12 protein-coding genes and 1 pseudogene are annotated in these 12,940 nt (G+C 65.1%); 8 read left to right on the top strand and 5 right to left on the bottom strand.

Annotated features, from left to right (window positions below; genetic code table 11):
* From QZ184_RS06615 to QZ184_RS06605, 3 genes and pseudogenes are all read right to left on the bottom strand, one after another.
* Nucleotides 1–211 (bottom strand): annotated as a pseudogene (locus QZ184_RS06615) (ribonuclease J); the annotation flags it as partial.
* 85 nt (nt 212–296) lie between these two features.
* A complete protein-coding gene (dapA, locus tag QZ184_RS06610; RefSeq protein WP_247476638.1) occupies nt 297–1,214 on the bottom strand; it encodes a 4-hydroxy-tetrahydrodipicolinate synthase in 918 nt (305 codons plus the stop codon).
* A complete protein-coding gene (locus QZ184_RS06605; protein ID WP_296415409.1) occupies nt 1,211–2,290 on the bottom strand; it encodes an aspartate-semialdehyde dehydrogenase in 1,080 nt (359 codons plus the stop codon). The genes dapA and QZ184_RS06605 overlap by 4 nt, the downstream gene beginning before the upstream one ends.
* A 430-nt stretch (nt 2,291–2,720) precedes the next feature.
* On the opposite strand from QZ184_RS06605, the gene tig reads away from it, so the two are divergent.
* From tig to QZ184_RS06580, 5 genes are all read left to right on the top strand, one after another.
* The gene (tig, locus tag QZ184_RS06600) at nt 2,721–4,169 is read left to right on the top strand and encodes a trigger factor (RefSeq protein WP_010313902.1); all 1,449 of its coding nucleotides are present in this window, start codon (nt 2,721–2,723) and stop codon (nt 4,167–4,169) included.
* A 38-nt stretch (nt 4,170–4,207) separates the two neighbouring features.
* The gene (gene clpP, locus QZ184_RS06595; protein WP_029626062.1) at nt 4,208–4,888 is read left to right on the top strand and encodes an ATP-dependent Clp endopeptidase proteolytic subunit ClpP; all 681 of its coding nucleotides are present in this window, start codon (nt 4,208–4,210) and stop codon (nt 4,886–4,888) included.
* A 101-nt stretch (nt 4,889–4,989) separates the two neighbouring features.
* A complete protein-coding gene (gene clpX / locus QZ184_RS06590; protein WP_010313906.1) occupies nt 4,990–6,345 on the top strand; it encodes an ATP-dependent protease ATP-binding subunit ClpX in 1,356 nt (451 codons plus the stop codon).
* A gap of 6 nt (nt 6,346–6,351) precedes the next feature.
* The gene (locus tag QZ184_RS06585) at nt 6,352–7,056 is read left to right on the top strand and encodes a lecithin retinol acyltransferase family protein (protein ID WP_296415418.1); all 705 of its coding nucleotides are present in this window, start codon (nt 6,352–6,354) and stop codon (nt 7,054–7,056) included.
* Nucleotides 7,057–7,065: 9 nt separating this feature from the next.
* Complete coding sequence (locus QZ184_RS06580) at nt 7,066–8,898, top strand: DNA polymerase III subunit gamma/tau (RefSeq protein ID WP_296418684.1); 1,833 nt, start codon at nt 7,066–7,068, stop codon at nt 8,896–8,898.
* Here the strand turns inward: QZ184_RS06580 and QZ184_RS06575 are convergent.
* The gene (locus QZ184_RS06575; RefSeq protein WP_296418683.1) at nt 8,883–10,202 is read right to left on the bottom strand and encodes a glycosyltransferase; all 1,320 of its coding nucleotides are present in this window, start codon (nt 10,200–10,202) and stop codon (nt 8,883–8,885) included. The genes QZ184_RS06580 and QZ184_RS06575 overlap by 16 nt on opposite strands.
* A gap of 24 nt (nt 10,203–10,226) precedes the next feature.
* Nucleotides 10,227–11,735 (bottom strand): SpoIID/LytB domain-containing protein, encoded by a 1,509-nt coding sequence (locus QZ184_RS06570; protein ID WP_296415425.1) that lies wholly within the window; start codon nt 11,733–11,735, stop codon nt 10,227–10,229.
* A gap of 92 nt (nt 11,736–11,827) precedes the next feature.
* Between QZ184_RS06570 and rpmI the strand changes: the two genes are divergently transcribed.
* The 3 genes from rpmI to QZ184_RS06555 all read left to right on the top strand — a co-directional run.
* Entirely contained in the window at nt 11,828–12,025 is a 198-nt protein-coding gene (rpmI, locus tag QZ184_RS06565; RefSeq protein WP_010313917.1) for a 50S ribosomal protein L35, read from the top strand.
* 44 nt (nt 12,026–12,069) lie between these two features.
* A complete protein-coding gene (gene rplT, locus QZ184_RS06560) occupies nt 12,070–12,417 on the top strand; it encodes a 50S ribosomal protein L20 (protein ID WP_010313919.1) in 348 nt (115 codons plus the stop codon).
* 41 nt (nt 12,418–12,458) lie between these two features.
* The coding region (locus tag QZ184_RS06555) for a tetratricopeptide repeat protein (protein WP_296418681.1) at nt 12,459–12,940 on the top strand (482 nt) is incomplete at its 3' end.

Raw genomic sequence — 12,940 nt, 5'->3', positions numbered from 1 at the left:
TCTCCTTGAGATAGCTGGTGTCGGGCATCACGACGTTCACGCCGTGCATGCCATCACTGGGGAAGGCCAGGCCGGCATCCACGAGCATGATGTCGTCGCCGTACTCGAACACACAGGTGTTCTTGCCGATCTCGTGCAGGCCACCGAGGGGGATCACCCGCAGGTGGGGCTGCTTGGCGGCGCCGTTACGGCCAGGGGTTTGAGAAGTCATTCAGAAAAGGGGAGGCGGCTCAGCCGCACGGGGAACAAACGTTGAGAAAGGGGTTGCTCAGCAACAGGTCAGGTCGGCCTTGGCGTCAAGTGGGACGCAGGGCTGCCAGGACGGAGGTGAGTTGTTCGCGCACATCGCTCGATGCAGAAACCAAAGGAAGACGTGGGGCACCAACGGGCCAACCGCTCAGTTCCAAAGCCGCCTTCACGGGAATGGGATTGGTGGTGCAGAAGAGGGCCTTGCAGAGCGGAAGCAGTTGCTCATGCACGGCCAGGGCGGCACTGAGTTCTCCGGCCAGGAAGGCCTGGACCATGCGCTGGATCTGATCGCCTGCAATGTGGCTAGCCACGCTGACCACGCCAACGGCGCCGACGGCCATCATCGGCAGCGTCAGCGCATCGTCACCGCTGTAGATCGCCAGACGCTCGCCGCAGACCGCACGCAGGGCGCTGACCTCCTCAGTCGTGCCGCTCGCGGCCTTGAAGCTGACCACGTTCGGACAATCCATCAACCGTGCGGCGGTCTCTGGATTGAGGCTGCAACCGGTGCGGCCAGGAATGTTGTAAAGCATCAGTGGCGTCTGGGGCGCCGCCTGGGCCACGGCCCGGAAATGGGCCTCAAGGCCTTCCTGGGGAGGCTTGTTGTAGTAGGGCACGACGACCAGGGCGCCATCGGCACCGAGGGCTGCCGCTTCACCGATGGCCTCCACGGCCTCGGCCGTGCAATTACTGCCCGTTCCCGCCAACACCTTGGCGCGGGCACCGACGGCCTCCTTCACGGCGGAGAACAGTTGGTGCTGTTCATCCCAACTCAGGGTGGGGGACTCGCCGGTGGTGCCACAAATCACCAGACCATCGGAACCGTGATCCACCAGATGGCTCGCCAGCTTGGCCGCCATCGGCAGGTCCACCGAGCCATCGGCCGCGAAGGGAGTGATCATCGCGGTGATCACACGACCAAAGGGGGCAGGGGAGTGGGCGCCTGGGGTCAAGGCCTTGCTCATGCCGACGCTCCAGCTGGGGCCTGAGCAGCGGCGGCAGCGGCCACCGGATCAAGCAGTAACTCAGCGATCTGAATCGCGTTGAGGGCCGCCCCCTTGCGGATCTGGTCACCGCACAGCCAGAGCTCGAGGGCGTTGGGTTCGCTGAGGTCCTGGCGGATACGTCCAACGGCCACCGGATCACGCCCGGTGACGTCCGTGGGCATGGGGAAGCGATTCGAGCTGAAGTCTTCAATCAGCTCAACGCCGGGGGCGTCCTTGAGCAACGTCCGCGCCTCCTCGACGGGGAAGGGCTCGCAGAACTCGATGTTGATCGCCTCGGAGTGGGCCCGCAGAACCGGAACGCGAACGCAGGTGGCCGAAATACGCAGATCCGGCAGACCCATGATCTTGCGGGTTTCATTGACCATCTTGAGCTCCTCTTCGCAGTAGCCGTTGTCCTGAAGAGGAGAGTTGTGCAGGAAGAGATTGAACGCCAGGGAGTAGGGCAGAACACTGCTCATGGGCGTGCCACCGTCGAGGACAGTGCGACTGAGCTCACTGAGCTCCTCCATGGCACGGGCTCCGGCACCACTGGCGGATTGGTAGGTGCTGACCACAACACGGCGCATGGCCCGGCGGGCGGCCAAAGGCGCCAAGGCCAGGGTCATCAAAATCGTGGTGCAGTTGGGATTCGCGATCACCCCTTGATGGCGGAAAGCCTCATGGGGATTCACCTCTGGCACCACCAGAGGAACCCCAGCATCCATGCGAAAGGCGCTGGAGTTGTCGATGACCACTGCACCAGCCGCAGCCGCCACAGGCGCCCACTGCTTGGACACGGAGCCACCGGCCGAAGCCAGGACCACATCAACGCCCGCGAAGGCCTCAGCACTCACGGGCTGAATCGTCAGGACCTGGCCGTTCCATTCCAGGGTTTGTCCGGCCGAACGCGGCGAGGCCAGCAGGGTGAGTTGACCGACGGGGAACGCCCGCTCTTGGAGCAGGGTCAACAACTCTTGGCCGACGGCACCCGTCGCCCCAAGAACGGCGACATGCAGGGGACGGCTGGGTAGCGAACGGACGTCGGTGGAAGTCAACGGAGGTGCAAGGGATAAGGAGAGCTCTATGCCTTGGGATCTGAACAGGGCCTCACTCGGAGGCGGAATCCGTCAAACAGAGAGAAGGGCTGAAACGGGGAAAGGCTGAATCAGAAGCGTCGATCAGCAGAGGGGGGTGGAAGGAGAGAAGAGGTGGAGCGAAAAATCAACGGTGAGCGCGATCAACGAACCCAAGACCGAGAAAGACGAACGGTGGAGCATCCCGGTAAAGGCGGATGCACAACCTGCAGAAGCTGTTCGGAGTCCCGAGGGACACCGCCACAAAACTCTTCAGGTCACTGGTTCTTGCTCAAGACAATACGTGGCCAAGGCCGAGGGCGTACAGCCCTGTTGGAGCTCGTCACAGGTGACTAATTAGGATCGTGGGCTGCCCCAGCCGACCCATCGGCCCGCCGTCTCGATCACATCCATGAGCCCTGCCGCTAGCACCGCCAGTAAAGCCACTGCCAAACAGGCAGACCTGAAGCTGAGCACCAGCGCCCGTCCCGGCAGCCGGATGGCCATCGAGATCGCCGTTCCTGGTGAACGCACCCAAGGGAGCCACAACGCGGCTGTCGAGAAGCTGAGCCGCAGCGTGAAACTCCCCGGCTTCCGCAAGGGCAAGGTGCCCCGCGCTGTGCTGATGCAGCAAATCGGCCCCCTGCAGATTCGGGCCACTGCCCTGGAGTCTCTGGTCGACAGCGTTTTCAAGGACGCCCTGAAGCAAGCCGAGATCCCCGCCATCGGCCAACCCGCCCTGGACGGTGGCTTCGAGTCCCTCCTCGAGCGCTTTGAGCCCGGTCAAGAACTGACCTTGACCCTTGAGATGGATGTGGAGCCCACTCCGAAGCTCAAAAGCACCAAAGGTCTGAAGGCTGAAGCTGAATCCGTGAGCTTCGATCCTGCTCGCGTCGATGAGCTGATCGAGCAGTCCCGCCGTCAGATGGCCACCCTGGTGCCGGTCGAAGGCCGCGCCGCGGCCGCCGGTGATGTGGCGGTCCTGAGCTTCAAGGGCACCTACAGCGACAACGGCGAAGCCATCGAAGGCGGAAGCGGCGACGCCATGGAGGTGGAACTGGAAGAGGGCCGCATGATCCCCGGCTTCGTGGAAGGGGTGATCGGCATGAAGGCTGGCGACAGCAAAACCATTAAGTGCGAGTTCCCCGAGGATTACGCCCAGGAGGATGCAGCCGGCCGCAAAGCCAGCTTCGACATCACCCTGAGCGAGCTGAAGAGCCGTGAGCTGCCGGCCCTCGATGACGCCTTCGCCCAGCAGGCCAGCGACAAAGAAACCCTGGCCGAACTGCGCAGCGATCTGGAGACCCGGCTGAAGGAAGACGCCGAGCGCCGCCACCAGTCCAACCGCCACGACGCCCTGCTCGCCGCCCTGGTGGAGCAACTGGAGGTGGAACTGCCCGAGACCCTCGTCCAAGAGGAAATCGTCACCCTCCTGGAGCAAACCGCTGGCCAACTGGCCCAGCAAGGGATGGACGTCAAAAAGCTCTTCACCCCTCAGCTGATCCAAAGCCTGCGCGAAAGCTCCCGCCCTGAAGCCGAGGAGCGCCTCAAGCGCAGCCTGGCCCTCAAGGCCCTCGCCGCGGCCGAGAAATTGGAACTGGAAGCCAGCGAGATCGACGCCAAGGTCAAGGAACTGAGCCGGGGCTTCAGCGACAGCTCCCGGATTGATCCCAACCGTCTGCGCCAAGCGGTTCAGGAGGATCTGATGCGCGAGAAGCTCCTGGGCTGGCTCGAGAGCAACTCCACCGTCACGGAGAAGGCGGCTGAGGCCTCCGAGGAGAAGCCCAAGGCCAAAGCCAAGCCGGCTGCGAAGAAAAAAGCCAAGGCCGACGACGCCGAGGCGGCCACCACCGAGGCCTGATCCCCATAGATTGGCCGGACTGACTCCAGTCCGGCCGAGTGATCAACGCCAGCACTCCTCACCCAATCCAGAACCGCTGGCTGGGCCAAGGGCCCCAATCCTCGATCGTCACTGGTCCGACCGCTGCACCGGGTGTGCTCCCCACCGTGGTTGAGCAATCCGGCCGAGGCGATCGGGCCTTTGACATCTATTCCCGTCTGCTGCGGGAACGCATCATCTTTCTGGGCAGCGGCATTGATGACCAGGTGGCCGACGCCATGGTTGCCCAGCTTCTGTTTCTCGAGGCAGAGGACCCCGAGAAAGACATTCAGATCTACGTCAACTCCCCTGGGGGATCAGTGACAGCGGGTCTGGCGATCTACGACACCATGCAGCAGGTCGCGCCCGACGTCGTCACCATCTGCTACGGCCTGGCCGCCTCCATGGGAGCTTTTCTGCTCTCCGGCGGCACCAAGGGCAAGCGCCTGGCGCTCCCGAACGCGCGGATCATGATCCACCAACCCCTTGGCGGAGCCCAGGGACAGGCTGTCGACATCGAAATCCAGGCCAAGGAAATTCTCTATTTGAAGGAGACCCTCAACGGCCTGATGTCCGAACACACCGGCCAACCCCTGGAGAAAATCGCTGAAGACACCGACCGCGACTACTTCCTTTCCCCGGCAGAAGCGGTTCAATACGGCCTGATCGATCGTGTCGTCACCGATACGACCCCGGTTTGATCCTTAAGGACGGCTGACGAAGCGCTGGATCGCACCGATCCTGAAGTTTCGGGACACCGCCCCGAAGCCCTCCCGCTCAACGCCGCCACAGCCCTTGCCCGATGGCCAAGTTCGACGCCCACCTGAAGTGCTCTTTCTGCGGGAAGTCGCAAGACCAGGTGCGCAAACTGATCGCCGGCCCTGGCGTCTACATCTGCGACGAGTGCATCGATCTCTGCAACGAGATCCTCGACGAAGAGCTGGTTGAGGGCCATGGTGGCGCCGGCGCTGGCCGCCAAGCCCAGGAAGCCAAGGGCAAAGCTCCCGCCAAAAAAGCCAGCAAGCCTGCTCCGACGCTGGCCGAAATCCCCAAACCCCAAGACATCAAGGCCCACCTCGACGCCCAGGTCGTGGGGCAGGAGGAAGCCAAGAAGGTCCTCTCCGTTGCGGTCTACAACCACTACAAGCGCTTGGCCTGGCAGGGCGACGGCAAGGGCGAGAGCAACGAAACCGCCACCAAGCTGCACAAGAGCAACATCCTCCTGATCGGCCCCACGGGCTGCGGCAAAACCCTGCTGGCGCAGACCCTGGCCGAGTTACTGGATGTGCCCTTCGCCGTGGCCGATGCCACGACCTTGACCGAAGCCGGCTACGTCGGGGAGGACGTCGAGAACATCCTGCTGCGGTTGCTGCAGAAGGCTGACCTGGACGTCGACCAGGCCCAGCGCGGAATCATCTACATCGACGAGATCGACAAGATCGCCCGCAAGAGCGAGAACCCTTCGATCACCCGCGATGTCTCCGGGGAGGGCGTTCAGCAGGCGTTGCTGAAACTGCTGGAGGGCACCGTGGCCAACGTCCCCCCCCAAGGGGGCCGCAAGCATCCCTACCAAGACTGCATTCAGATCGACACCAGCCAGATCCTGTTCATCTGCGGTGGTGCCTTCGTCGGCCTCGATGACGTGGTCCAGCGCCGGATGGGCCGGAACGCCATCGGCTTCATCCCCGAAGGCGGCCGCCGCGGCCGCCAGAGCAAGGACCAACAGGCCGCCCAGGTCCTGCGCCACCTCCAGCCCGACGACCTGGTCAAGTACGGCCTGATCCCCGAGTTCATCGGCCGCATGCCGGTGAACGCCGTGCTCGAGCCCCTCGACAACCACGCACTCGAGGCGATTCTCACCGAGCCCCGCGACGCCCTGGTGAAGCAGTTCCAGACGCTGCTGAGCATGGACGACGTGCGGCTGGAGTTTGAGCCCGGGGCCGTTGAAGCCATCGCCGCCGAGGCCCACCGCCGCAAGACCGGCGCCCGGGCGTTGCGCGGGATCGTCGAGGAACTGATGCTCGACCTGATGTACGAGCTGCCGTCCGACAAGAGCACCAAGGCCTTCACGGTCACCCGGGCCCTGGTGGAGGAACGCACCCAGGCCAAGATCCTCCCTCTTCCGGGCAGCGAGTCCGCGCAACAGGAATCGGCCTAGGGCTCCGTGGCTGCCGCTGATCACCTTGAGGTGCCGCGGCAGCACGGCCTCTTCAATCACCACGGCATCGACCTCGGGGACGGCAGCGTCGCCCACTACCTCGAGGGGCGTGAGATTCTGCGCAGCCCCCTCGACGCATTCAGCCGCGGCCAGCCCTTAACGGTGGTGTCCTACCCCGAGGGGGCCTGTTTGCCGGCAGGGCAAACCCTGCGCCGAGCCATGGGGCGACTGGGGGAGCAGAACTACAACCTGCTCTTCAACAACTGCGAACACTTCGCCCACTGGTGCAAAACCGGACGCCATCGCAGCGCCCAGGTGGAGGAGGTCCTCCAGGCCGGCAGCTGGGGGGCCCTCGCCCTGGGCCAGTTCATGCCTGCTGCGGTCCTGAGCGGCGCCAAGCTGCTCCTGCGTCAGGGGCGACGCCTGGAGGCGAGCCAGCTGGAGAAGGGACGCGAACTCGTCAGACGCAGCCTGGAGCAACTCGATGCCCTGCGGCTGAAGCTGCAAACCAAACTGGAGTCCGAGCTGTCCCGCGCCGAAGAGCGCTGGGGAGCCGGAGCTGAGCAACCCCAATTCCAGCGACTGCGCCTGGCTGCCCAGACCCTGGCGGATCAGCTGAGCGAGGTGGAGGAGATGGAAGCCAAGCTCGAGCGCCTCCTGACAGATCAGCAGCAGGATTCAAACCCGAACAGAGGCGTCGAGGGCCAGTAGCCTCCAGCGATGCCGGCCGCCTACCAACCGCTCCACCACAAGTACCGCCCGCAGCGGTTTGACCAGCTTGTGGGGCAAGAGGCGATCGCCGCGACCTTGGGCAATGCCCTGCGCTCCGGTCGCATTGCGCCGGCTTACCTCTTCAGTGGGCCCCGAGGGACAGGGAAAACCTCCAGCGCCCGCATCCTGGCGCGCTCCCTCAACTGCCTCAGCTCGGATCATCCGACCCCAGAGCCCTGCGGCAGCTGTGAGCTCTGCACCTCCATTGCCAACGGCAATGCCCTCGATGTCATCGAGATCGACGCCGCCTCCAACACCGGTGTCGACAACATCCGCGAGCTGATTGAACGCTCTCGATTCGCCCCGGTTCAAGCCCGCTGGAAGGTCTATGTGGTCGACGAGTGCCACATGCTCTCGACCGCGGCCTTCAACGCCCTGCTGAAGACCCTGGAGGAGCCGCCCCCGCGGGTGGTCTTCGTCCTGGCAACCACTGACCCGCAGCGGGTCCTGCCCACGATCCTCAGCCGCTGTCAACGCTTCGACTACCGGCGCATTCCCCTCGATGCCCTCGAGCAACACCTGGGCTGGATTGCCAAGGAAGAGAACATCCAAATCACGCCAGAAGCCCTGCATGTGGTGGCCCAGCGGGCCCAGGGGGGCCTGCGGGATGCCGAAAGCCTGCTGGATCAGCTGAGCTTGCTACCCGGGCCGGTCGAACCGACGGCGGTCTGGGAGTTGCTGGGGGCCGTGCCCGAGCAGGAACTGCTGCAACTGGCCCAGGCCCTCGCCGGGGCCGAGCCGCTGGGGGTGATCGAAGCGATCCGCAACCTGCTCGAGCGCGGCCGCGAACCCGGTGCCGTGCTCCAGGGAATGGCCGGCCTGCTGCGGGATCTGGTGCTCGCGGGGGTTGCCCCCAATCGCCTGGAGCTCACGAGCTTCTCGCCCCAAATCCGAGGGGAGCTGCCGGACCTCGCCCGCAGCATCGGCAAAGCGACCCTGCTGCGCTGGCAGGCGCAACTCAAAGGCAGCGAACAGCAACTGCGCCAAAGCGTGCAGCCCCGGCTCTGGCTTGAGGTGCTTCTCCTGGGTCTCTTGGCTGAACCCGCCGTCGCCGTCGCCACCAGTGTCCCCACGACCAGTCCCCGCCCGACCCCGCAGGCGGCAGCCCCCACACCAGCAGCCCCGGCTCCCGCACCGCCTGCCCCAGACGTCGTCGTTGAGCCCATAGCTCCGCCGGCTGCCGCTCCTGCCCCTGAACCGGTCACGGCAACCAGCACGGAGACCCCAGATCTGGCCGCCCTCTGGCAGCAGATCCTGGCGGGGCTGGAGCTGCCCTCGACCCGCATGCTCCTCTCCCAGCAGGCCTCCCTGGCCCGCCTCGACAGCCAGCGCGCCGTCGTTCAGGTCGCCGGCAACTGGACCGCCATGGTCCAGAGCCGCCTACCCCTGCTGGAGAAAGCCGTCGCCTCCGCCCTGGGCAGCCCAAGGCAGGTGGTTCTCGAGGCCGGCGCCGCACCCGCAGCACCCGTAGCGCCGGCCCCACCCGTTCCCGCGCCTGCGCCACAGCCCGCGCCTCAAGCGCAGACACCGGAGCCTCCGCAGGCACCTCCAGCTGCTGCTACCCCTCCCCAACCCCAGACTCCAGCTCCAGCTCCAGCTGAGGCTCCGACTCCGGCACCCACGTCAGCAGCACCGGCAGCAACGCCAGCACCGCCGCCTGAACGGAAACCCCATGGGCTGATCGATGACCAGGCCAAGCGGCTCGCCGAATTCTTCAACGGCGAAGTGGTGGACCTGCAGGATCCCCTGCCGGAACTCAGCGACGATCAAGCCGCGGCCTGATCAGGCTCAGCCCCTACATGCAGGGTCTTGGCCCAGACCAGACGCTTGGGCAGCAGCGCCATCCGGAGGGTGGTGTAGGGAATCACCACGAACCAGTGGCCCAGATAGGCAATGCCCCAGGCCAGGTTGATCGGGCCCATCGCGGGTAGGTCCGGTCCTTCGGAGCGGCGGGAGCAGCCCGCCAAAATCGCTCCGCCCGAGAGGCCAAAGGCCACAAAGGACAGGGGCCAACTCAGCGGTGGCGTGCGCGTGATCAGGGCCGTGAGGGCATCGGCTGCGGCCATCACGGGCAGGGCGTATTGCAGCAGAAAAAAGCAGCTCAGATCGAGCTTGCGCGCCGCAGAGACCTCGCTTCCGGTCAGCTGAGGCCAGTAATCGAAGAAACGCTGCAGTCCCCCCTCGGCCCAACGTTGCCGCTGGCGCCAGAGGGCACTCCAGGCGGTCACCGCCTCCTCTTGCACCGGGGGATCCCAGAGCAGGGCAACCGGTTGCTGCTGCACCAGCAGACGGAAACTCAAGTCGAGGTCATCGGTGACGGTGGCTTCGTTGAAGCCTTCGCAGCTGAGCACCGCCTCCCGCTGGAGCAGTTGACCATTGCCCCGAAGCTCAACAACACCGCCGGAGAACAGTCGGCCCTGCTGGATGACGGCATCGAGGGCCATCTCCATGGCCTGGGCGCGGGTCAGCCAATTGAGGTCGGGATTGACCACGGACTTGCGCAGCTGCACGGCGGACCAACCGCCCTGCTCGGCAAAGCGAACCAACCGCTCCAGCAGATCCGGCTGCAACTGGGCATCGGCATCCAGGACCAAGAGCCAACGCCCCTGGAGGTTCGGCAGCACCGCGTTCAGAGCGCCCGACTTGCCGCCGCCCGCATCGCGGGGACGGCGCAGGACCTGGAGCTGAGGGAAACGGGCCTGGTACTCGCTCAGGACCTCTGGGGTGCGGTCTTCGCTGCCGTCATCGACGATCCAGATCTTGAGGCGATCGGCCGGGTAACTCAGAGCGGCCAGTCGCTCCACCAAGCGACCAATCACAGCTTCTTCATCGCGGGCTGCCACCACCAGATCAACGGCGGGCAACGCCTCCAAGACGGCTGGGCCTTCCGCCTTCGCACCTCTCAGCGCTGGAAGAAAGACAGCGCGCAGGACGTACAGACCCAGCAGCAGCGTCAGGGCCGTGGCAGGCCAGAGGGCCTGGGAGGCAGGCAGACGATGGGGAACCGCTGCCGCACCGCAACAGCAGAGGAGAAAGAGGGAGGCCTGCAGTCGGCGCGCTCCTGTGGCTGTGCCCCCAGCGGCCATGGCGATCCCAAGGATGTGCGGACTCTAAGAGCCCCCCTTCGCAGCCTTGATGGCTGGCAGAGGAACCAACTCCGTTCCCGGGTAGTAGTGACGAAGGATCTGCTTCACGCTCCAACCCCGTCCTCCCAAATCGATGGCGCCGGCCTGAGACAAACCAGCGCCATGGCCAAAACCACCTCCCTCGAAGCGCCAAAGACCTGCCCCGGCGGGTTCAATCACAAAGAGGGTGCTGGGTAAGCGACGCAGGGTGCGGCGGATGGCATCCCGCACCAGCACCTTTTCTCCCAGGGGCCCCCTGAGGGCCAACCGCACCACGCGACCACTCGGGCCCCGCTCCAGAACAACCGGCTTCACCGGCGATCCAACGGCGGCCGCTCCCGTACCCAGGGCACGGGCAAAGGTGTCCTGCCCGAGGACGCGCTGCCAGCGGAAGTAGGGGTGGTTCTGGCCATAGACACCCGCTGTCGCCGCCAAGACCGATCGAACCTGCTGACGCTGGGTGAGGGGCAAAGCCAATCCCTGGGGAGGGCCTCCGGCCCGATCAAAAGCGGGCTCCAGATAGGCGAGTTCGGGCAAGGTCCAGGCCTCGTCCTCGTCGGCACTGACTCCACCGTTACTGGCGTGATAGACGGCATGGATCGGTTGCCCCTGCCAGGTCAGCACCTGGCCCTGGGTCGATCGAATGGCCTGCTTCACCCCAGCACGGGCCAGGCGTGGATCGCTATAGACCTGGCACTGGGTATCCGAGCAAAGGTGGTAGCCATCCAGGGCAAAACGATGCTGATTGCCCAGGGCCCAGGTGCGCGCCAACACCGCCTGGGCAGCCAAAGCCGCAGGCGGCGCTCCAGCACCGATCTCATGGGGCACGACACCGTGGAGATAGCGCTCTAAGGGCACCTGCTCCACCAGGGTCCAACTGCCATAGGCGTCGGGCTGCAGGCGGAAGGGCCCCTGGAAGACCCCGCCCTGCCAGCGCAGGCCAGCGGAGGCTTCAATCCGAACAGGCCCCTGGAGATCCCTCCAGCCATCGGGCCGTTCCAGCTGCAGGGTCAGGACCTCACTGACAACCTTCTCTTCAACCTTGGAGCCGTAGGCCGGCGGAACAGGCTGGTCCGGGGCAGCCCAGACCTCCCACTCCCCGGGGTGGGCGACCACAGCCTTTGCTCCGAGACGACGCCAAGCCAGGGCGGCCTGCTCAGCGGTCTCAAAGCTGGAGAACGGCCCCAGCACCCGCCGGCGAATCGTGAGCGGCTCGCTCAGCGGCTTGGGTCTCCAGCGCAAGGACAGGCGCTGGCCACTGGCTTGAAAGCCGGAGGCATCGCTGAGCCTCACCACAGAAGCAGCCGCCACCAGCTGCAGCGGCGCGGCCCCCAGATGGTCCGCTAGAGCCACCCAGAGCACGGGCTGGGCACCATCCACCCTTGGCGGGGCGGGCACTGGCCGGTGGGTCAGGGCCTGGGCCTGGGCATCCGTTCCTTGGCAGCCCGCCAGGAGACAGGACGCGGCGAGGACCGCCATCAAGGAACGCTGCATCGCCTGACTGGATCCAGGCCAAACCCTAGGGGGAGTTGGCGGAAGGCACTCTGAAGTCTTACTCTCATCGTTTGTGCACGAGCGCGTAGACAATGCCGAAGCTCAAGACCCGCAAAGCAGCCGCCAAGCGGTTCAAAGCGACCGGCACCGGGAAGTTCATGCGCCGGCACGCTTTCCGCAATCACCTGCTCGATCACAAGAGCCCTAAGCGCAAGCGCTTCCTCGGCACCATGGCCGTGGTTGACGAGCGTGATGCGGACAACGTGAAGGCCATGCTCCCTTACAGCTGATCGCTTCACCTCACAGCAGTTTCAACATTCACTGAGAACTATTCATGGCCCGCGTTAAGAGGGGCAACGTCGCCCGTAAACGCCGCAACAAGATCCTTCGCCTTGCGCGTGGCTTCCGTGGTGGCAACGGCACCCTGTTCCGGACCGCCAACCAGCGGGTGATGAAGGCGCTCTGCAACGCCTACCGCGACCGTCGCCGCCGCAAGCGCGACTTCCGTCGTCTTTGGATCGCCCGTATCAACGCTGCTGCTCGCCTGAATGGCCTGAGCTACAGCCGTCTGATCGGTGGCCTGAAGAAGGCTGACGTGCAGCTGAACCGCAAGATGCTGGCCCAGCTGGCCGTGCTGGATCCCACCAGCTTCGCCACTGTCGTGGGCGCCGCCAAGAGCTGAACGCCCCCTTCAATCACAACTAAGCCCAGTCCGGTCGGTCCATGGATGTTTCACTCCCACAGGCCTACCTGATTGGGCTTTTGTTGTTGCTCGGCACCGCTGCGGTGCTCGTCGCACGGCAGATCCTGCGGGTCCGCCGCGACGAGTCCGCCCTGGCACGCCTCGAAGCCCAGGCCAAGGCCGGCGACAAGAGTGCCGGCGACCTCTACGAATTGGCCTCAGTCCAGCTGCGCAAACGCCTCTACGGGCAAGCCACGGAAAACCTGAAGCTTGCCGCCAAGCGAGCCAGCGGCGAACCCAGCGAGGCCCAGGCCCTGATCGAAAACGCCCTGGGCTTTGCCCTGGCGGCCCAAAGCAATTACAGCGGCGCGATCAAGCACTACCGCGCAGCCCTGCGGGCCAAGTCGGACTACCCCGTCGCCCTCAACAACCTGGCCTTCGCGCTGGAAAAGCAACAGAAAAGCGACGAGGCCAAAGAGACCTACGCCAAGGTGCTCGAGCTCGACGCCGCCAACAAAACAGC

Origin of the sequence: Vulcanococcus sp. DEBay_Sum22DG08_74 (assembly GCF_017852955.1) — a bacterium.
In the GTDB taxonomy this organism is placed as follows: domain Bacteria; phylum Cyanobacteriota; class Cyanobacteriia; order PCC-6307; family Cyanobiaceae; genus Vulcanococcus.
This window is presented reverse-complemented; position numbering and strand designations above follow the sequence as displayed.

Coding starts and splice junctions, on each gene's coding strand:
- tig (WP_010313902.1), top strand. CDS start 2,721: ATGAGCCCTGCCGCTAGCACCGCCAGTAAAGCCACTGCCAAACAGGCA.
- QZ184_RS06570 (WP_296415425.1), bottom strand. CDS start 11,735: ATGCAGCGTTCCTTGATGGCGGTCCTCGCCGCGTCCTGTCTCCTGGCG.
- QZ184_RS06580 (WP_296418684.1), top strand. CDS start 7,066: ATGCCGGCCGCCTACCAACCGCTCCACCACAAGTACCGCCCGCAGCGG.
- rplT (WP_010313919.1), top strand. CDS start 12,070: ATGGCCCGCGTTAAGAGGGGCAACGTCGCCCGTAAACGCCGCAACAAG.
- QZ184_RS06575 (WP_296418683.1), bottom strand. CDS start 10,202: ATGGCCGCTGGGGGCACAGCCACAGGAGCGCGCCGACTGCAGGCCTCC.
- dapA (WP_247476638.1), bottom strand. CDS start 1,214: ATGAGCAAGGCCTTGACCCCAGGCGCCCACTCCCCTGCCCCCTTTGGT.
- rpmI (WP_010313917.1), top strand. CDS start 11,828: ATGCCGAAGCTCAAGACCCGCAAAGCAGCCGCCAAGCGGTTCAAAGCG.
- clpX (WP_010313906.1), top strand. CDS start 4,990: ATGGCCAAGTTCGACGCCCACCTGAAGTGCTCTTTCTGCGGGAAGTCG.